This window comes from Colwellia sp. MB3u-55 (assembly GCF_014076785.1).
Lineage (GTDB): Bacteria > Pseudomonadota > Gammaproteobacteria > Enterobacterales > Alteromonadaceae > Colwellia_A.
The window spans coordinates 55,001-75,939 of record NZ_JACGUS010000118.1; the positions used below are offsets into that span (position 1 = coordinate 55,001).

Sequence of the window (20,939 nt, forward strand, 5' to 3'; positions counted from 1 at the left end):
CTTATGGCTAACGTCTGCGAAAACTTCAATCATGTCGAAACACATAATCAAGAACTAAGCATGCGTCTAACGAATAAACGACAGCTGATCCTATCAAGTCTAATAAAATCAGGAAAAGCGCTCTCTGCCTATGAGATTATCGAGTTCTGTAATGCTGAATTTAATTATACTTTACACCCTATGACAGTGTACCGAGCATTAGACTTTTTTCGGGGTAGAGATCTAGTACACAAACTGAATTCAATCAATAAATATATAGCTTGCGCTCGTAATGTGAAAGGGCATGAACATGACATCATACAATTTTTAATTTGTAAAAAGTGCGATAAAATTGATGAAGTTAATATCCAAAAATCGACTCTGGATGACCTTCATCATAATGTTTTACATGCGGGTTTTCACTTCGTTAGCTCACAGCTTGAAATGACGTGCATTTGTAAATCATGTCATGAAAAAAGCTTACTCACTCATGAGAAAATAATAAAATGACAACAATAAAAAACCTTACCGATAAGCTAGCGATTGGTTTATCAATAACCTGCGCAATTCATTGTTTAGTAATGCCTATAATGCTGGTTTTGCTACCAAGTGTTGCAGTACTACAACTTAATAATGAAGCTTTTCATTTGTGGATGATCGTCGCGGTAGTACCTATCAGTATATATGCCCTATTTATGGGATGTCGACGCCATGAACATTATAGATTGCTTGTTATTGGCTCGTTAGGGTTAGTTTTTCTTGTACTCGCTGTCGTTCTAGGTGATTCACCCCTTGGTGAATTCTGGGAAAAAGCACTAACCTTATCTGGCGCGATGATCATTGCTTATGGCCATTATCAGAACTTTAACTTATGCCAGCAGCAAACTGATTGCCATAGCTGCGAAAATAAAGGTATATAAGTAAAAAAATAACCAAGAGACCTCATGGTTAATACCAAGATGCTTGAATTAACGCCACTATTATTAAATACATTAGGTATGTGAAGTCAAACTATTATCAACTAGAGAAATGAATATGATTTCAAGACGCCGATTCAATCAAAGTATAGTAACACTTGCATTCACAGGGCTATCACGTCATTTACTTGCTTCAACTTCTGGGATAGCCAATAATTCACTTTCTATTGGCTATGGGGAATTACTCAACGATCCCAATGGCTTAATTGATTTACCAGCAGGGTTTTCATATAAAGTTATTTCCTCATTAAATGAAAAAATGGCCGATGGCCTACCAGTGCCTGATCGCGCCGATGGAATGGGCTGTTTTTATCTAGACGACGAACGGGTAGCATTGATTCGAAATCATGAATTATCTCCCAAACATCAAATAAACAAATCAACGAATGGCAAAATGCTTGATTTAGCTTACGATAGCTTTCAATACGCCTATCCACTGCCTGGCGGCACGAGCAACATTATCTACAACCATAAATTACAACAAGTTGAACATCAGTTTATGTCGCTTATTGGCACTATTCGTAATTGTTCAGGTGGTATCACCCCGTGGGGGACGTGGTTAACATGCGAAGAGTCAACAGTAAAACAGGATAATCAACTGAGCAAAGATCATGGGTATGTATTTGAAATACCAGCTAATGCAACTTCGATGGTAAAAGCAATACCCATTGTTGCCATGGGGAGATTTAATCATGAAGCCGCTTGTGTCGACCCGCGTACAGGTATTGTATACATGACTGAAGATAGAGACGATAGTTTATTATATCGTTTTATTCCAAAAGTAAAAGGCAGACTGCATCAAGGTGGTCAATTACAAGCATTAACTATTAGCCAACGACTTAAATTTGATACTCGTAACTGGGATAAGACATCGATTTTATTAAATGTAGAAATGGAAGTTTATTGGACTGATCTTGATAATCCTCAGAGCCCAGATGATGACTTGCGAATTCGTGGTCATAAAGCTGGTGCCGCTTTATTTGCTCGCGGTGAAGGTATTCAATGGGGCAATAACGAACTTTATTTCTGCTGCACCAATGGTGGTAATAAAAAATTGGGTCAAATAATGCGTTATGTTCCTTCATTATCGGAAGGAAGCGCATTAGAGAATAAAACGCCAGGTAAACTAAGCTTATTTGTTGAAAGTGAAAATAAGCAATCATTAAATTTTGGCGATAATATTACCGTAGCTCCAAACGGTCATCTTATTGTCTGCGAAGACCAATACACTGCTCAAGTTGATAATCATCTCAAGGGTGTGACTACAAATGGACAAACCTATGATTTTGCGCGTATAAAATTACAAACAGAGCCAGCTGGTCCGTGTTTTTCGCCTGATGGTAATACAATGTTTGTAAACTTGTATTCTCCGACTACCACGCTAGCTATTACTGGACCTTGGAATAAATTTAACCAATGAACGCCAACACTATAATTATAAAATCTGTTCCTACTAATATTATCACTGGCTTTTTAGGTGTTATTGGGACTCATGCTTACAATGAAATGTTAACATAAGTGCACAAACAGGTGACCAAGCCTGTTCATAACGCTTGTATTGATGAGTAATGACTTCCATCGGATTGCTCTTTCTTACAATTTTTCACACAACGCTGACATTTGATAGACAAAAAGCCTCAGGAATCGAACGCAATAAATTTTTATAATACCCCCATAAATTACAAAACATAAACTTTAGGGAACAATTATTATGAAAAAATCACTTATTAGCACGGTATTACTTTTAGCTTCATCGACTGTTTTTGCAGAAACTGAATATCCTACCAATCCAATATTAAGACCTATAACATTAACTGATGGCACCATTGCCGTCAGTGGAGCCTTAGCGTGGGGAGAAGAGAAGGATGAAAGACACGCAGCGCTAAATTTAAATCTGGGCTACGGTTTGACTGACAATTTAACGATTGGTTTAAATGGTATTAGTTACCGACTTTTAGCTCGCCCTGACAATGAAGCTGGCCTTGAGTTAGCGGTTGGATTAGGTTTAAGGGGCTTTCAAGAGTCAACCATTAATGGAGATTCTGTTGCTTATGGTACCGACTTAAAGGGTAAGTATGTCTTTGATAAAAACTTAGCAATGATTTTTTCTTTAGGTTATGTAAAGTGGGATGAAGAGAAGCTACAAAATAAAGATGAATACCGTTACTCTGTTGGTGTGCAAACCCACTTAGCGAAAGATTGGACGGCTAACATTAACTATACTTATCGAGATTTAAAAGACTTTCAGCAAAAATCCGCTCATGAAGTTAGTCTTGGTGTTAATTATAATTACAGCAAACAGACCGACCTTGGGATGTTTGTTAGTTATTCAAACTTTGATGCGCAAGAAAATGGTTATCAGTATGATAATAATTTTGATCGTGTGGTTGGTGTTTACGCTACCTATCGTTTTTAAGTTAACTTAACTTAACTTAAGGGATAACTACCCTTGTTAGTCATATGAAAGTGAGCTGAATAGGCTCACTTTCATCATTAAAAATATCTTCTTTTTAATCATCAGTCGTCACTAAGTCATTTTCTCTTTAACGCCAACTTGTTATATTCGTTGGCAAGACACAGCTAATATTCGTTGCTACACTGGCCGATAATAAATAAGGATAGGATTATGTGTGGTCGGTTAAATACGACGTTTGATAGTGGTGTAAAAAAGCTATATACCCGCTTAAAAATAAATAAGGTTATCGATAGGCCGATTGATCGTCGCTTTGTTAAAGCCGCAGACACCGTTTCCATTGTGAGGAATGTGGGTCAACAACGCCGAGTAGAAAGTGCTATGTGGTGGTTATTATTAGATCAAACTGAAAGTGACTTTAAACCCTCTCGGTTTACTTCATTTAATACCCGATTTGATAAGCTTAATACTCCCCAAAGTGCTGGTTATCAGGCTTATCGGAGTGCTAGGTGTATTATTGCCGTTAAAGGCTTTGGTGAAACAGAATTTGTCGATAAAAAGCCGGTTCATTACTTTGATATGCAAGCAGAATCTGGCGGTTTAATATTGGGGGGCTTGTATCGAACATGGCAACATAAGAAAACGGGAGAAATTAAATTGAGTTGCTCGGTGATAACGCTGCCAGCACACGAAAAATTAAAACATATCCATAGCAAAGCCATGCCACTGATACTCCCGCAAAATTCATCACTCGTAGACAAATGGTTAGATCCTCAATGTGATGAACTTAATCAATTTGAACATCTGTTACAGCCGCGTTTACCTCAGTCTTTGATTGCTCATCAAATTGATAGACCCATGACTCATCAGCCAATTTCTTTGCCGCAAACAATTCCTTATGATTAATTATTTACAAGTAAACTTAACAGCCGCTGCGCTTTTATTTATTGAGAGTAAAAGGGTAGATCATCGCTCTTTATTTATGATTGAAAGTCGATAATACGCTAAGTTATCTGAGATAATTGCTAATAGGATTAAAAAGCGTATTAGAAACAGAAGGTTTTAGCGCAGAAGAACATTTAAAAGCTGGTATTTTGTGTTTAATAATATTTTTTATTGAGACTTAGTTGATGTAATATGCTGAAAAGCCTAAGCTATTCTTATCGAGAGTATCAATTTTTAAGAAGGGATAGAATGTCTTGTTAATTTTCATTAAAGGTAAAATGAAGTGTTTTATTTTTCCGCTTATTGCGGTGTTAGATGTAAGCGAAATCATCAGCGTTCAACTGTTTTAGGCTATTGTTAACATGGATTTTTTTTCTCTAATACTTCTTATTATTGTTATTCTCATGGTCTTATCCATCGTTTGGAGTACGCTGAAAACGGGGATTTCCCCTATGATGAGTTCAAGCAAAGCGTGCAAAACCATGCTTGCTGAAATAGATACCCATGAAAAAGGACCTTTAATTGATCTAGGCTCTGGTTGGGGTACGCTGGTTATAGCTGTTGCCCAGAAATACCCCAATCAGCAAGTTATCGGCTACGAGTTATCTTGGTTTCCGTGGTTGGTTTCAAAAATTTTGAAACACAGTTTACGTTTAGATAACCTTACTCTCTTTCGTAAAGACTTTAAAAACGCTGATCTCAGTACTGCCTCGACCCTAGTTTGTTACCTCTTTCCTGAAGGCATGGTCGCTCTTCAAGAAAAGTTAGTAGATGAAGTCTTTAATAAGGTTACTATTGTGAGTAACACCTTCGCCTTACCTTTATGTCAACCAACAAGAGTCATCAGGCTTAGAGATTTCTACCAAACACCTATTTACGTATATCATTGGCAACCAAAGTGAGCTTTGGCTTTATTAAGGCGTAATGACGACATTCTAAATTTCAGTATACAGCTGATAAGCCATCCAAGAGTGAAAATTAATAGTTTGCTGTTTTCATTTTGTTCAACATTTTAGCAAGCTGATAATCTCTCCTTATTGGAGCGTAGTTAAATAGTATGGGTGTGTTTCACCCTTGGAGAATAAATGAAAAATGGATTTATGGGCGTTTTTGACATGGCATCAGTAGCAAAGATTTTAGTTCTTTGTATTCTAAGTATTGGCTCATATTTAATATATAAGCTCTACCTGTTTTCTAAGCAAATTAATAAACATACAGCGTTTAAAATATCTAAAACCTTTATTTTTATCACTATATTTTTATACATTATTTCATTTGGCACCCTAATTCACGCACTAGCAAACTGGCAAGAACCCGGTATTTTAAATCTCACCTTAGGTTTTCATGTTATCTCATCTATTTTCGATATCATCTGGATGATTATGGTGCGTAATCGTATTAATCTAATTGCAGGCGCTAATAAAGGAGACAAACTTTGGTTAAACCCCTTTATTACGTCTTTGTTACATGTGGTTTATATGCAACATAAAATAAATCAAGGCTTGGCTAAAACGGCTACTGTCTATCAATGTTGAAGTGCGTCCAAATATGAAAGCCCAAATAGCGATACAAATAAAAATCAACTGTAGAACTAGACGAGTTAATATCTGCAGTTGAAGTACTAATAAACGTAGGCTTCTCCATTATTATTAGTGTGATATTGTTTTTATTAGCTATTATTCTAATTTTTATAGATATAATGAAACACAGTTATAATAAGTTTTTAAATTAATAAGGGCAGTTAATGGGTCTAGGTGTTAAAAAGTTAGCAGAAGATGATTGTTATTTTACCAGTAAAATCGTTTTATTCGGCGTTGTTATACTATGTGCACTTTTTGGGCTTGGTCTAAGTCTATTGGTTAGTTTAGTTCTACTTGAGCCATCAACAGGGCAGTTGACTCATTTATTAAGTTCTATCATTTTTCCTGTACTCGCTTCTGGTTATGTTTTGCATTATCACTATAAGCAGGTATTTACTAGCGCTAAGTAATACAACCATAGCTTCAAACTGAACCAATAGCTTATTTGTGTGACTTATATTAATCACAGACGCTAACTTGGGTTTGTTCAAATAAGCTTAAATCTTCGAGGATAAGTTCACGTGCCTTTTCCATCGTAATAGGCGCAAAGCGTACTTTACCGCCTTGAGATAACTGACCTAATTTGGCGGTATCAAGGGATATAACGGCACCGATTTTAGGATAGCCACCAATTGTTTGACGATCATTCATTAATACTATTGGTTGGCCATCGCTAGGAATTTGCACGGCACCATGACAAATACCCTCTGATAAGATGCCGTTAATATCAGAGACAATTTTTTGACCTTCTAAACGATAACCCATCCGATCAAAGCTTTTACCAACGCTATATTCACTTGAAAAAAACAATTTTTGCTGTTCTGTACAAAAATGATGTTGCTGATAACTAGGAATAATACGCAGCAGTACTTCTTGGCTATATTTAGGTTGGTCTTCTATAGATAAACTAACTAATTGAGAATCTTTTGTTGCTACACAAGGGAGTATATCGTTCGCGGCTAATTTTTTGCCCTTTAATCCCCCGATACCTTCACGGCAAACGGTTGCAGTGCTGCCAAAACTGGGTGTTATATTAAAACCACCAGCAACAGCAAAATAACTTCGCATACCAAGGTTAGTAAAACCTAGTTCGATTAAGTCACCGGCTTTCACCTGATAACTGCGCCATAACGTTTTTACTTGACCGTTAATGGTTAATGGCATGTCAGCGCCTGTTACGGCAATAACAGCATCTACTTGTGCAATGATGGCAAAACCACCAACACTCACTTCAATAGCACTAACATTAAGGGCATTATTACATAAGCGGTTTGCCCAGTGAAAAGCCAGCTTATCAATCGGACCACCATTGGTTAAACCGACATTAAAAGCACCATAACGACCCTCATCTTGAACAAGACTTAACATGCCTGGTCGTTTAACAATAAAACCTAAGTTTATTGCCGGTCTTCTTAAAGAAGCTTTACTTTGACTAATCATATGTTGCATCTAATACACCACCTAGTGCAAAAAATTCATCTTTGGAAATCGCTTTAAATTTAACCCTATCACCTACTTGAACGGGCATTGTTGGCGCTTTATTGGCGTTAAAAATTTCAATAGGGCAAAGACCAATAATATTCCAACCGCCAGGAGAAGTACTTGGATAAACAGCTGTTTGCCTGTCAGCAATACCAACAGCCCCTTTAGGCACTTTTATACGAGGAGTGCTTAATCTAGGCATCGCAATACGCTGATTAACTTCGCCTAAATAAGCAAAGCCCGGCGCAAAGCCAATAGCATAAACGTTATATTCTTGTTGCTGATGTAGGGTAATTATTTGCTCTATGGTTAAGTCTTTAGATTTAGCGATAGCCGCTAAATCGGGTCCTGACTCGCTCGAATAATAAACAGGTAATTCGATGAGTGCCCCTTGATTATTATTAATTATTGGTGAGTTTATTAATAGCTTTTGCAATTTGTTAGTGATCTGATGATGGTCGATATTGTGTAAATTAAACATCACTAATATTGAAGCATAAGATGGTATTAAATCAATAATATCATTGCTCATCTCTTGCCTGATCAGCCATTGTGCTTGCTGTACTTTTGCGGCAACTTCATCATTAACGGGTTGGTCAAAATAAAGGATCAAGCTGTTTTCACCGGCAATTTCTATTTTAAATGTTGCTGACATTAACGAATAAGCTCCCTAATAGTGGCTATTGCTTCTACACCCTCGAGGTTGTCACCGTGCACACACAAGCTGTCTACTTCTAAAGGTAAGCGCTTACCATTAATAGTGATGACACTGCTTTGCTCTTTTAACAGTTTAACTTGTGCGATCATTTTTTCTCTATTATGCACCGCACCTGTTATGTTGCGTGATAACAAGCTGCCATCATCGTTGTAGCATCTGTCAGCAAAGGCTTCAGTGAGTATTTCTACGTTAAATTTTTCTGCTTGAGCGCGATGTTTTTTAATATTTGAGCTTGCTTGTATCATTAGCTTAAGTGGTTTGTGATATTGGGCTATGGCTGAAAGTATCGCCTCGCGCACTTCAATATTAGTCATCATGTCGTTATATAGTGCACCATGAGGTTTTACATAGCTAAGCTCAATATCTAAAGACTGAGCAACGCCATCAATAGCCGCCACCTGATATAAAACTAACGCAATAATTTCTTCTGTGGAGCACTTCATTGAGCGACGACCAAAACCAACTAAATCAGGGTAACTAGGATGAGCGCCAACACTAACGTTGTGCTGCTTAGCTAACTGTAATGTTTTTTGCATGACCAAAGGATCGCCTGCATGAAAGCCACAAGCTATATTTGCCTGGTCAATGTACTGCATTACTTTTGCGTCTGAGCCCATATTCCAAGAGCCAAAACTTTCGCCGAGATCGCAATTTAACTTCATTTCATTTCCTAAAATATTACCGTATATGCAGTGAAGAATTATGATTACTTTAACGATACTCTGACCAAGCATCGTTATTTTAAATCTTTAGCATGCTATTAAGTGACAAAGATTAGCCAGCATCTTACTAAATTTTAGGTGTATAAGGCTAATAGTATCTAAATAAGAGAGGCTAGATTACTTAAATCAAATGGCTGAGATAAATATAAAAAGATGTTAATGATACTTTTGGGAGTGTACAACAATAAAATCAATGCAATAAGACACTTGCCAGTTTAATAAATAATCATTTTAGTGTACTTATTGATCCTACATAACCTATTTTCGCAAGTAATAAGATAAAATGTTACCTGTATATTTCCTTGCATGTGTTAATGTCATTATTTTAGACTTTACCGGCAGTTATGGTCTGTAGTCCTGTTAAGGCAAAGACTTGATTTAATGCTAGGTTTTCAAATAGGTAGTTGCCACTGACATGATAAAATAACGGGGTGTATTGATCACAATCACGGGATGAATGGCCAGTTGTTTGACGAGCGACTTTACATTAGCAATGCCTGTAAAGTATAAATTGGTATTGTTACCTTTGACCCTAGTAACAAGTAATCGGTCGTTTCTGTTAAAGTTAAAGTTAAAAATAAGCTAATCTTTAACAAGCTAATAGCTGACTATTGTTATAATTATTAATATACCAATAGATCTACTTACATTCTTATGGGGTTTTAGCTAATTTCACCGTTGAAATTAGGTAAAAACGATGGTGCTAAATGCCGTATAAATATATATTATTGATTGTTTTTTCATGGTCACTGCAAGTTGGGGCAAATGACACCATAAACATTGCTTCAGACGAATGGTGTCCTTACATTTGTAATGAAGATGATAAGCCAGGTATATTAATTGAAATCATCAATGAAATTGCTGAAGCTCAAGGCTATGATGTTAACTTTACCCTTATGCCGCTGGCTCGTTCATTAAGGCTTCTTCAACAATCAAAATTAGACATGGTCCTCGCTTTAACAAAAGAACACATTGAAGCTTTTGATTTAAGGCAAAGCCAACAAGTTTATGGCGGCTTGTATAATGACTTTTATGTGAGTAACGAAACTCAATGGAAATTTTCTACCATAGAGAACCTTAAAAACTTCATTGAACAGGGCAATATTCTTGGGCTTATTAATGGCTATGAATACGGCAGTGCAGTGAGTCGCCTAAAAGAAACCTCAGGCGAATTTATATTTTTAGCCTCGGGAGATAAGCCGTTATCCAGTGCTTTAAAAATGCTCAGTAAGCAGCGTATAACTGTGCTGCTTGATTCGCGTTTTAATGTTGAATATGAAATTCAGGATAAAAAAATCACTAACTTACAATATGCCGGTACCCAAGGGAAATTTGTTCCTCTTTATATCGGCTTTGCGCCTGACACTACCCTTAACTATATTAGTGCCTTTGATAAAGGCTTAATAAAACTAAGAAAAAAAGGACAATTGTCAAAAATATTGCAGCGTTATGGTATTTCAGATTGGCACTCAAAAAAGTAGCCACCCAAGGGGCTAAATAAAATCCTCAGGCAAATATTTTTACCACTTGTTTACCGGTAAAACCTCCATCAACTTGAATGTGCAGGGCACGAGAAACCTGCTGTGCGTTAAATTCAATTAAAGTAATATCAGGCGTTTGAATACTGCCTTTTGCTAGTGCATCAAGTAATTGATTACTCTTAAAACTCATTTTTTGTTGTGCGCACAAGCTATTGGCTAACCACGCACCAGCAAGTGATACTATGCCGATATTGGGCGCTTTTCTAAACATGAGCTCTTGGTCAATGTTAGGCAAGGGACGCAAGCAAGCAATACGACCACAAAACCTCATTAGCTCAATATTACGCATTGTTGAGTCACCACCAACAGAGTCAAGTACGGCATCAAAACCTTGAGGTCCTAATGCTAGGCGAATTTTTTGACAAAGTTTTTTATCGTGGTAATCAAATATTGCATCAGCACCGAGTTTCTTTACTAATTTATGATTATGCTTAGCAGCCGTGGTAAACACATCTGCACCACGTTCCTTGGCAAACTGAATAGCAAATTGCCCAACAGCACCTGCACCAGCCTCAATTAAAATAGTATCACCTTGTACTACTTGTAATTTATCTAAAGCAATTAAAGCCGTCATACCGGCACAAGGAAGTGTTGCCGCTTCACTTGCTGTAACATTTTTTGGCACAATAGAAACGGCAAAGTTAGGGACTTTAGCGTACTCACTTAGCACGCCTTGTTGTCCAATATTGGCATGCCACATAACGCGGTCGCCAATATTAGGAAACAGGCCTTTTTTAGCTTGAACGACAATGCCAACTGCATCTAAACCAAGAATATGAGGATATTGCCATTGAGAAAATCCACTTTTAGCGAAATGAGCATCAATAGGATTGAGACCTACATATTCAACCTTAACTAACAGCTCGTGTTCATCGCACTCAGGTAACGGCAATTGCACGTCAGATAAATGGATTTTTTCGTTTGCCTTTTCAAGCACTATAGCTCGCATAGAAGTAGGTTGGTCAATGTTGGGCAATATCTCAGTAGTTAGCATAAAAAAACTCAAACTTTACAAGGTGATTAAACCGTAACTCCACCGACCATTAAAAGCCTGATAGGCACTTACTTTGGCCAGAGATGAAGAAATGGTCGCGTTTACTGCATTTTCTTGGGCTATTAAAACATCCTGCCGCGCATCTAACAACTCTAAGTAAGGAATTTGCCCCTCTTGATACATAGCGTTAGCTTGCATAAAAGCTTGATGAGCAAATTGAAAACGTTTATCTGCAAAGCGTTTTTGTTCAAGGTGCTTTGTCAGCAATTGTAACGATAGTTCACTGTCATTAATAGCCGCTAAAACAACCTGCTGGTATTGGCTATAAGCCGCTTCACTTAAATATTGCTGAGCGTCACGTTGCGCCAATAAAGCTGGATAGCTTAATAATGACCATTGAATTTGTGGCGCGACTTGCCATTGTTGCTGGTTATTATTTAATTGACTACTGCCAAGGCTTAGCACACCAACAAAGGCACTTAAACTAATGTCAGGTAACAAGGCTTTACTTGCTGCTACACTTAACGAATTAGCTTGGCTAAATTGATATAAGGCTTGGCTAATGTCGGGGCGTAAAGCTATAGCTGAACTGGGTTGCGCTAAAGTGACCTCAAAGGGTAAGTCAAAAATCTTTTGTTCATTATTAAGCTTTATATCGCCGCTTAAACGACCGGTTAATAAGGCCAACGTAGATAAATCGTTATATAATGCATAACTTGTTTCAGGTAATAATGCTTGTTGTTGACTTAACTGAGCACGAGTGCGGTTTAAGTCAAGTTCATTAGCAATGCCTTCTTCAACCCTGGCGGAAAGAACCAAGATACTTTTTTTAAGCGCAGCAACTTGCAGACTAATAATCTCTTGCTTTTGCATATTGCCCTGATAACTAATATAACCTTTAACAACAGACGAAATCACTTCGATTTGCAAGGCGCGTAATTGTTCAGCCTGGCTCATCGCTGATGCATTGGCTGCATCAACTAACGCATTAATACGACCGAATAAATCGAGTTGCCAACTTAAGGCTAGATTAGCACTTGATTGACGACTTATGTTATCAGCTATGCTGGTGCGTTGCGCACCCATTTCAAGGCCACCTTGTGGTAGAAAATCACTCTTTTCTACCTTGAGTTTAGCTAGAGCACTTTGCAACTGTAACTGACTTGTTTTTAAGTCATGGTTATTGGTAAGTGCATCTTTAATCAATTGATTCAGTTGTACTGAGTTGAGTTGTTGCCACCAATTTATTTCGTCTTGACCGGTCAATTGTGTGGCTATTTCAGTATCAGCAATAAAAATTTTCATTAATTGTTGATGCTGTTGCTCATCAATTTTGGTGGCACATCCCGATAATAAGCTGGCGACTAAAACGACACCGACAGTTAACTTGGTTTTTAGCGGCTTAGTGCTAAATTGCTTGGCTTTTAACCGACGGGTAAGTAATTTAATCATTGGCTATTCCTCAAGCTTTTTTTGTTTAGTCTTTGTCACTAAAATATAAAATACTGGCGTAAAGAGCAGGCCAAATACTGTTACACCTATCATGCCTGAGAATACCGCATTACCCATAGCATGGCGCATTTCTGCTCCAGCACCTGTGGCAAAAACTAACGGTAGTACACCCGCTGTAAAGGCTATCGAAGTCATGAGTATTGGACGTAATCGTAGCTTACATGACTCAATAATAGCGTCAAAGTGAGATAAGCCTTGATCGTTTTGATCCTTAGCAAACTCCACCATTAAAATAGCATTTTTCGAGGCCAGGGCAACCAGAACAATTAACGCAATTTGGGTGAAAATATTATTGTCTGAACCAACGAGCCAAACACCTAACAAAGCAGAGAATATAGTCATGGGTACAATGAGAATAATGGCTAAAGGTAAACGCAAACTTTCATATTGTGCAGCTAAAACCATAAAGACTAAAAGCACCACTAGCGGAAAAACATACACCATAGTGTTGCCGGCTAATATTTGTTGGTAAGTCACTTCTGTCCATTCATAAGCAATACCTTTGGGTAGGGTATTGGCCAATATACCTTCTATTGCCGTTTGTGCTTGGTCTGAACTATAACCAGGAGCAGGGCTCCCATTAAGCTCTGCACTTGGGTAACCGTTGTAATGCATTACACGGTCTGGACCTGTTGTTGGCGTTACGGTTAAAACAGAACCTAACGGCACCATATCACCATGGCGATTGCGCACTTTGAGGTTTAATATTTGTTCAGGGTCTTGGCGAAACTCAGCTTCTGCTTGCGCTTTTACTTGATAAGTACGACCAAACATATTGAAGTCATTGACATAAACTGAGCCTAAATAGACTTGCAGGGCATTAAAGACTTCATCAAGTGGAATTCCTTGTATTAAGGCTTGTTCACGGTCGATATCTATATCCATTTGTGGAACTTGAATTCTAAAACTTGAAAACAGTCCTACCAATGCAGGGTCTTGTCTTGCTTTGTCAATAACTGCCTGTAAGCTATTAAATAACACTTCAAAGCCTTTGTTACCACGGTCTTCAATTTGTAACTTAAAGCCGCCGGTTGTACCTAAACCTTGGATTGGTGGTGGTGTAAATACCGCAACAAAAGCTTCATCTATGGCTGTAAAACGTTGGTTTAATTGCGCTGCAATTGCCATAGCTGATTTACTATCATCAGTTCGCAGAGAAAAAGCATCTAAAGGAAGAAAAACAATCGCACTATTAGGACTATTAGTAAAACCATTGATCGACAAGCCAGGAAAAGCAACAGTATGAGCAACACCTGGTATATCTAGCGCAATTTTTTCCATTTCTCTAACCACCGCATGGGTACGGTCAAGACTTGCTGCGTCAGGTAATTGAGCAATAGCGATAAGATATTGTTTATCCTGTGCTGGAATAAAGCCACCGGGCACACTGCTAAATAACTGTACGGTTCCACCCACGAGTGCGATATAGGCAACAATAACGATAACACTCATACGCATTAATTTTTTAACCAGCTTCTGATAACCATGGCTACCACGTTCAAAAACACGGTTAAAAGGCGCGAATAACCAACGGCCAAAAAGCTTATTAAGTAGGCGTGTTAATCGGTCTGGTTTACTATCGTGTGATTTTAATAACAATGCCGCCAATGCTGGCGATAACGTTAAAGAGTTAAAGGCCGATATTATCGTTGATATCGTAATAGTTAAGGCAAATTGTTTATAAAATTGCCCCGATAGGCCACTAATAAATGCCGTTGGTATAAATACCGCACTTAATACTAAGGCGATAGCGATAATAGGTCCTGTGACTTCTGTCATGGCAACGCGTGTTGCTTCTAAAGGGCTTAGCCCTTTTTCGATGTTACGCTCGACATTCTCAACGACAACAATAGCGTCATCGACGACAATACCTATTGCCAGTACTAAACCAAAGAGTGATAGGGTGTTAATTGAAACGCCAAGTAATTGCATTACCGCAAAGGTACCAATTAAAGACACGGGTACGGCAATTAACGGGATAATTGAAGCACGCCATGTTTGTAAAAATAGTATTACCACAATCACAACTAAAACAATGGCTTCAATTAAGGTCGTTATTACTGCATCGATAGAGTCACGGACAAAAATAGTGGGATCGTAAACTATGTCGTATTCGACACCAGCAGGGAAGTCTTCAGATAATAACGCCATAGTTGCCCGTACTTGATCTGATAACTCAATAGCATTAGAACCAGGTCGTTGAAAAATAGGCATAGCTAAAGCAGGTTGCCCGTCTAACATGGCACGCAAGGCATAAGTATTTTGTCCTAGGTCAACACGAGCGACATCTTTTAATCGAGTCAGCTGGCCTTGTTCACCGACTTTAATAATAACTTGTTCAAACTCTTCAATGTTATCAAGACGGCCTTTTACATTGAGTAATACTTGAAATTGACTGTCGTTAGCAGCAGGTTGAGAGCCTAAACTACCGGCAGCAACTTGTTGGTTTTGCTCACGTAATGCATTAATAACATCGGTTGCGGTTAATTCACGCGCAGCTAATGCATCTGGGTTAAGCCAAACGCGCATCGAATATTGACCACCACCAAATAATTTTATATCACCAACGCCGGGTAAGCGGGAGATTTTATCTTTAACGTAGAGATCGGCGTAGTTAGATAAATATGCGGTATCATGGCTTTCTTGGGGTGAATATAAATGTACCACCATAGCTAAATCAGGTGATGATTTTTCTGCAACCACACCCAGACGTTGCACTTCTTCTGGTAAGCGAGATAATGCACTATTAACGCTATTTTGTACTTGTACTTGCGCGCGATCTAGATCGGTTCCAAGAGCAAACGTCACCGTTAAGGTCATACGACCATCGCCAGTGGCTTGTGAAAACATGTATAGCATGTTTTCAGTGCCGTTGATTTCTTGCTCAAGTGGGGTTGCCACTGTTTGTGCAATAACCGAAGGATTTGCCCCCGGGTAATTTGCCGTAACCACCACGGTTGGTGGCACAACACCAGGGTATTCACTAACGGGTAGTTGAAAAAGTGAAAGTCCACCAGCAAGCAGAATGACAAATGACAAGACAGCTGCAAATATCGGGCGTTGTATAAAAAAATGGGAAAAATTCATGGTTAACTCTTATTCTTCTGACGTTAGTTTTGCCGTTAAACTGGCATCAGCAACAGGTGATAAAGTAAAGGCAATACCAGCACTATCAATGGTGACATTATTAGGTGCGACAGGCATGCCTGGACCTACGCGGGCAGGACCATTAACAGCAATAACATCTGTTGCTTTTAGCCCGGAAGTAATTGCCTGTAAACTGCCGTAACGCTCACCCAATTTAACCAGCTTATATTGCAAAATATTATTTTCACCAACAGTTAAAACAAAATTATTTTTTAAGTCGGTACCAATAGCGCGTGAAGGCACGATAATTTTTTCGGTAATGGCATTTGCAGCCAACTTGATGCGTGCAAAAGAGCCTGCACGGAGTTGGTTTTTCTCTTCATTAAATACCGCTCTTACCCGCAATGTGCCGGTTGCCGAATTTATTTGGTTATCAATAAAATCAATATAGCCTTGGTAAGCAAACTCACTTTGTCCTACTTTTTGCATCATGACTTTTTGCTGATCGGAGGCACTAATATTAGCAAAATCGCTATTCCAGGTGCGCTCATCAATGTCAAAGTAAGCAAACATCGCTTGGTTAGAGACAATCGTTGTTAGCACACTTTGTCCGGCGATAATGTTATTGCCTTTGGTAATGTTGGCTCGAGAAATAATACCGTCGATAGGTGAACGAATAGCGGTAAATTCTAAATCAAGTTGTGCTGCTGTTAATTGTGCTTGTAATGCAGCGAGTTGTGCTTCGCGCTGACGTAATGTTGACGTGCGAGACTCTGCTTGTTCAGTGGATATCGCTTTTCGTTGAGTTAAACGTATTGCACGTTCTTCTTCACTTTTTGCTTGATCAAATGCAGCTTTTGCACTGTTAACTTGTGCTTGAAGGCTAGCAACAATAGCTAAAAAGGGTCGATCATCTAGTTTAAACAGTAGGTCGCCCGTTTTAATTTGCTGACCCTCATCAAAAGCAATCGACTCTATTACCCCTGAAACACGTGGTTTCAAAGCAACTTGCTCAGGAGCTTCTAAGTGGGTGGTATAGGTATGCCAATTTTGTACAGATTTGACTAGCACTTCTGCCACATCAATCGACTGTAGTTGTTGCTGCTGTGTTTTTTGACTAGGCGCTTCTGAGCAACCTAATAAAGTTAAGCTTGCCATAGCAATAGCTACTGCGATTAAATGTTTATTCATAATAAGACCTCTTTTAATTTGAGCGCAATTTTACGTAACAAACCTGTTGATAAAAACCATAGATTTTGCATTTGATTAGTGCCAAAATGGCATCAATTGAATTGTGATGGTAATAAAGTATGGATACGACTAGCCGATTATTGATGTTGCTTGAAGTGGTTGAACAAGGTTCTTTTATTAAAGCGGCTGAAGTACGTAATATTGACCGTTCGGTTATTTCTAAACAGCTCAGCCGCCTTGAGGAACAATTAGGCGTTAGATTACTTAATCGCACGACACGTTCATTTTCCTTAACGGCTGCTGGCGCTGAGATGGTTAAAAAAGCAGCTGAACTTAGAGAGTTACTGGGCGAAACAGTACGAATGGCTGAAAATTATCATTTGGAGCCCCAAGGAGTCCTCAAAATAACGTCTTCTACCTTATTTGGGAAACGTTACTTACAGCCAGTCATTAACGATTTTCAAATGCGCTTTCCGCAGGTTGAAGTAGAATTGCGTTTAGATGATCGTGTTATTGATATTGTCTCAGAAGGGTTTGACCTTGCGTTTCGTATCGGTGAGCCCAAAGATTCGTCGTTAATTGCTCGTAAAATAGCGCGTAATCGTTTATTAATTTTAGCGACCCCGTCATTTATTGATAATTATGGTTTACCTCAAACTATCGAAGATTTAACGCAATTACCGGCGGCAAGTTACGCTAGCACCTCATTTAAAGTCGAAGGTGTTCGCTACTATGATAAAAATGGTGAAGCCAAGGAACAAAAACTCAATAGTATTTTTAGGGCAAACGATGCCGAAGTTTTATTGATGAAAACATTATCAGGTAGCGCGTTTTTTGTTGCGCCAGCTTTCGTACTTGATAACGAAGTGAAAGATGGTCGTTTAGTACCTTTATTGACCGACGTTAGATTAATGGAGTATGGCGCTATCTATGCAGTATATCCACATCGTGATATACCCGTTAGAACGCGATTATTTTTTGATGCGGTTCGTGAGTATCTAGGAAAAGAAATACCTATTTGGGAACGGGCTATTCCTAACTTTGAACAGTTATATACCATGTAGATATTTGTCTGTGCTATTAAATATTAACCCGCCAATTTTACTCGTTTTATTTGCTTGTTTACCTCAGTTAAATTACCTGTCTTAAGCCAAATTCTTGCGCCAGCACTACCAGCGGTTACCTTTAAGGTATCGCCTAATGGTAAACGTACCCAACTATGCTTTTGTAATAAATCACTGGGTGTTTGTAACTCCCCTGATAACACTAAAACTTCAGCCCCTTGAGTCGCGACAATATTCATTACTGCGCTCGGTTCAAAAGATAAAATAGCGACTTCTTCGATAGTATCTTGGTGTAGTGGGATAATTGAAACGCCTAGTATTTCTGTCGGTGTTGCAGACATTTGCTGTGTTTGTAAACAAACATGGCTTCTATCTTCTGGCTGAAATTGCCAAAGTTTTACAAAAATAATACAGCCTTCATCAGAACGAGGTGTATGAGACGATTGTGGTGGGTTTCTAATGTATGTGCCGACAGGGTAGTCGCCGTGTTCATCTTGAAATACACCTTCAAGTACAATAAATTCTTCACCACCGGTGTGAACGTGGGCAGAAAACTTACTCCCTTTTGCATATCTTACTATTGATGTTGCTCTGGCCACTTCTCCGCCTATTCGGTCTAACGGTCTTCTGTCTACGCCAGGCATAGGTGAAACTAACCATGCTAATGAGGTACTGTGCACGATAGCTCTTTGTTCAAAGTTAGCTAAAATTTCCATAATCAATCCTATTTTAAAACAGTAAGGGTGAAAGTGAGCCATTTTACATTTAGTAAAAACCTTCATGTAAAATGACTGACAGTCATTTTTATTTAACGCTTGGACGTTCAGCAACCTTAGCACGCCAATTGAGTAAATGTGTGTATTCATCGGGTATGGCTATTTTTGCAAAGTCAGCAAAACCAAGACCGGCAAACAGGGTAATATCAGCGACAGTAAAAGCTTCACCTGCGACATAAGTCTGGTTGCTTAAAACAGTGTTAAAGTATTTAAAACCAGCAAGTGCTTTCTCGGCTTGTTTCTTACCCCATTCTTTATTTTGATATGTTTCAAGTTCAGGTCCTAGGCCGTCGGTAGCATGATGAAAATAAGTAGCGACAGCATCAAGTACCATTAATTCAGCTCTTCGTTGCATCATGCTAATAACGGCACGCGATTTTGCCGTTGACCCTGTTAACGATATCCCCTCAAAAGTGTGGTCGATATATTCAATAATAGCAGAACATTCAGCGATGTAAGTTCCATCATCTAATGCCAATACGGGTACGCTGGCTAAGGGGTTCATAGCGATGAAAGCGTCACTTCGATGTTCTTTGTTCATCACATCAACAGCAATAAAAGTGACCTTGTCAGAGGCGTTTTTCTCTGCTAACGCCATGCGGACACGCAATGGGTTAGGAAAACCTTCTACATCATATATTTTCATTTTATATTTCCAATTAATTTAGTTATCGTTGTTTACTTGACTACCTACTGGTAGGTAGTTTGCGTATTTTTAATTATATTGTCAAATTTTATTTAAAACTCAAGTCTCCTAAAAATTAAAGTTGCTTTTACAGGTCGAGCTAGTTAATATTTATCTATCAGTAGATAGTTTTTTTTAAAGTTTACATATGAATAATAAACGTGTGATTATTGTCGGTGGGGGATTAGCGGGTTTATATACCGCTTATCAACTAGAACAGTTGAATATTCCTTATCTTCTTTTTGAAGCAAAAGATGTTTTTGGTGGCCGTATATATAGCGAGCAACCGAAAGTGTATGATGAAAATGAACCATTACATGATTTAGGTCCGACGTGGATATTTCCGCATCATCACCAGATGAAAGCATTAGTGGCTGACTTGCAAACACATTTGTTTGACCAACATATTGAAGGTGCTGTTGTTTATCATGCGGATCAGCATACTCAGCCACAAATTATTGAAAATGGTCAAGGGCCACTTTTACATCGTTTAGCTGGCGGATTATACAAGCTCATTTTAGCTTTACAGGCTAAGCTATCTAAAGATAACTATCAGCTTAGTTGTCAAGTCGAGCAATTAACAAAAGTCCACGATAGCTGGCAAGTGGCAGTAAAAAATATTAAAGATGACTCGACATCTGTTTTTGAAACCGACCATTTAGTTTTAGCTTTACCACCGCGGATCATTAATGAATTTTTAACACCCGTTTATTGGGCAAGTAAAGCTTTAACCGCAGCCCTTGTCGCTGTGCCTACTTGGATGGCAAGCCAAGCTAAGTTTATTGCAACTTATGAAGAAGCTTTTTGGCGAACAAAAGGATTAGCAGGGCAAGCCTTTAGCCGTGTTGGACCTATGATAGAAATTCATGATGCTTCGGCACAAGTACAGCAAGGTTTCGCTTTATTTGGTTTTATTGGGCTTTCTTCAAAAGCGATAGAAAGCTTATCTGTAGAACGGGTTAAAGCTTTGTGTATTAATCAACTGAGCTTATTATTTGGTGATGAGGCCCAGCAATACTCACAGTGTTATTTAAAAAGCTGGGGTAATGATCATTATGTTGCCGTTGAAAAAGACAGAGTGGAGCCACCAAATCATCCTTATTTTAATATGAAGGGGTTTGCTGGCGAATTATCCTCATTAAATTTATATTTAGCCGGTAGCGAATTTGCTCAGCAAGAAGCCGGTTACCTTGAAGGCGCATTATTTGCCGCAAATACAACCATTAGGTCATTAAAAAAAGAATTTAATGACCTTAACTAGAGAGAAAATATA

General features: G+C 38.5%; 20 protein-coding genes. 11 read left to right on the forward strand and 9 right to left on the reverse strand.

The window, feature by feature from the left end; translation table 11 throughout:
• Nucleotides 1-3: 3 nt before the first annotated feature.
• From H4J66_RS14285 to H4J66_RS14320, 8 genes are all read left to right on the forward strand, one after another.
• Nucleotides 4-489: a Fur family transcriptional regulator gene (locus tag H4J66_RS14285; RefSeq protein WP_182175691.1), complete on the forward strand. Its 486-nt coding sequence runs from the start codon at nt 4-6 to the stop codon at nt 487-489.
• Nucleotides 486-899 (forward strand): MerC domain-containing protein, encoded by a 414-nt coding sequence (locus H4J66_RS14290; protein ID WP_182175692.1) that lies wholly within the window; start codon nt 486-488, stop codon nt 897-899. Before H4J66_RS14285 ends, H4J66_RS14290 begins: the two co-directional genes overlap by 4 nt.
• Nucleotides 900-1,014: 115 nt before the next feature.
• Entirely contained in the window at nt 1,015-2,376 is a 1,362-nt protein-coding gene (locus H4J66_RS14295; RefSeq protein WP_182175693.1) for an alkaline phosphatase PhoX, read from the forward strand.
• A 291-nt stretch (nt 2,377-2,667) separates the two neighbouring features.
• Nucleotides 2,668-3,372: an outer membrane beta-barrel protein gene (locus H4J66_RS14300; RefSeq protein WP_182175694.1), complete on the forward strand. Its 705-nt coding sequence runs from the start codon at nt 2,668-2,670 to the stop codon at nt 3,370-3,372.
• Nucleotides 3,373-3,582: 210 nt separating this feature from the next.
• Entirely contained in the window at nt 3,583-4,275 is a 693-nt protein-coding gene (locus H4J66_RS14305) for an SOS response-associated peptidase family protein (RefSeq protein ID WP_182175695.1), read from the forward strand.
• Between the two features lie 401 nt (nt 4,276-4,676).
• Nucleotides 4,677-5,216, forward strand: coding sequence for a methyltransferase (locus H4J66_RS14310; RefSeq protein WP_182175696.1), 540 nt, complete (start codon nt 4,677-4,679; stop codon nt 5,214-5,216).
• Nucleotides 5,217-5,399: 183 nt separating this feature from the next.
• Nucleotides 5,400-5,849 (forward strand): hypothetical protein, encoded by a 450-nt coding sequence (locus H4J66_RS14315; RefSeq protein ID WP_182175697.1) that lies wholly within the window; start codon nt 5,400-5,402, stop codon nt 5,847-5,849.
• A 209-nt stretch (nt 5,850-6,058) separates the two neighbouring features.
• Nucleotides 6,059-6,304, forward strand: a complete 246-nt coding sequence (locus H4J66_RS14320; RefSeq protein ID WP_182175698.1) for a hypothetical protein — start codon at nt 6,059-6,061, stop codon at nt 6,302-6,304.
• 49 nt (nt 6,305-6,353) lie between these two features.
• Here the strand turns inward: H4J66_RS14320 and H4J66_RS14325 are convergent, their stop codons facing one another.
• Genes H4J66_RS14325 through H4J66_RS14335 form a run of 3 tightly spaced genes read right to left on the reverse strand, consistent with a single transcriptional unit; the run spans nt 6,354 to nt 8,756 of the window.
• A complete protein-coding gene (locus H4J66_RS14325; protein ID WP_259368533.1) occupies nt 6,354-7,343 on the reverse strand; it encodes a biotin-dependent carboxyltransferase family protein in 990 nt (329 codons plus the stop codon).
• Complete coding sequence (gene pxpB, locus H4J66_RS14330; RefSeq protein WP_182175699.1) at nt 7,327-8,031, reverse strand: 5-oxoprolinase subunit PxpB; 705 nt, start codon at nt 8,029-8,031, stop codon at nt 7,327-7,329. Before pxpB ends, H4J66_RS14325 begins: the two co-directional genes overlap by 17 nt.
• Nucleotides 8,031-8,756, reverse strand: coding sequence for a 5-oxoprolinase subunit PxpA (locus tag H4J66_RS14335; protein ID WP_182175700.1), 726 nt, complete (start codon nt 8,754-8,756; stop codon nt 8,031-8,033). Before H4J66_RS14335 ends, pxpB begins: the two co-directional genes overlap by 1 nt.
• Nucleotides 8,757-9,523: 767 nt before the next feature.
• Here H4J66_RS14335 and H4J66_RS14340 point away from each other — a divergent pair.
• Nucleotides 9,524-10,297 (forward strand): ABC transporter substrate-binding protein, encoded by a 774-nt coding sequence (locus H4J66_RS14340; RefSeq protein ID WP_182175701.1) that lies wholly within the window; start codon nt 9,524-9,526, stop codon nt 10,295-10,297.
• A 25-nt stretch (nt 10,298-10,322) separates the two neighbouring features.
• Here the strand turns inward: H4J66_RS14340 and H4J66_RS14345 are convergent, their stop codons facing one another.
• The 4 genes from H4J66_RS14345 to H4J66_RS14360 are packed head-to-tail and all read right to left on the reverse strand — an operon-like array spanning nt 10,323 to nt 17,141.
• On the reverse strand, nt 10,323-11,351 hold the full coding sequence (locus H4J66_RS14345; protein ID WP_182175702.1) for a zinc-binding dehydrogenase: 1,029 nt from the start codon (nt 11,349-11,351) through the stop codon (nt 10,323-10,325).
• A 15-nt stretch (nt 11,352-11,366) separates the two neighbouring features.
• The gene (locus H4J66_RS14350) at nt 11,367-12,803 is read right to left on the reverse strand and encodes a TolC family protein (protein ID WP_182175703.1); all 1,437 of its coding nucleotides are present in this window, start codon (nt 12,801-12,803) and stop codon (nt 11,367-11,369) included.
• Between the two features lie 3 nt (nt 12,804-12,806).
• Entirely contained in the window at nt 12,807-15,950 is a 3,144-nt protein-coding gene (locus H4J66_RS14355; protein WP_182175704.1) for an efflux RND transporter permease subunit, read from the reverse strand.
• A 9-nt stretch (nt 15,951-15,959) separates the two neighbouring features.
• Complete coding sequence (locus H4J66_RS14360; protein WP_182175705.1) at nt 15,960-17,141, reverse strand: efflux RND transporter periplasmic adaptor subunit; 1,182 nt, start codon at nt 17,139-17,141, stop codon at nt 15,960-15,962.
• 119 nt (nt 17,142-17,260) lie between these two features.
• On the opposite strand from H4J66_RS14360, the gene H4J66_RS14365 reads away from it, so the two are divergent.
• A complete protein-coding gene (locus tag H4J66_RS14365; RefSeq protein ID WP_182175706.1) occupies nt 17,261-18,205 on the forward strand; it encodes a LysR family transcriptional regulator in 945 nt (314 codons plus the stop codon).
• Between the two features lie 23 nt (nt 18,206-18,228).
• Here the strand turns inward: H4J66_RS14365 and H4J66_RS14370 are convergent, their stop codons facing one another.
• Both H4J66_RS14370 and H4J66_RS14375 read right to left on the reverse strand, forming a co-directional pair.
• Nucleotides 18,229-18,921, reverse strand: coding sequence for a cupin domain-containing protein (locus H4J66_RS14370; RefSeq protein WP_182175707.1), 693 nt, complete (start codon nt 18,919-18,921; stop codon nt 18,229-18,231).
• A gap of 88 nt (nt 18,922-19,009) precedes the next feature.
• A complete protein-coding gene (locus H4J66_RS14375) occupies nt 19,010-19,627 on the reverse strand; it encodes a glutathione S-transferase (RefSeq protein ID WP_182175708.1) in 618 nt (205 codons plus the stop codon).
• A gap of 187 nt (nt 19,628-19,814) precedes the next feature.
• Between H4J66_RS14375 and H4J66_RS14380 the strand changes: the two genes are divergently transcribed.
• Nucleotides 19,815-20,927 (forward strand): FAD-dependent oxidoreductase, encoded by a 1,113-nt coding sequence (locus H4J66_RS14380; protein ID WP_182175709.1) that lies wholly within the window; start codon nt 19,815-19,817, stop codon nt 20,925-20,927.
• Nucleotides 20,928-20,939: the final 12 nt, after the last annotated feature.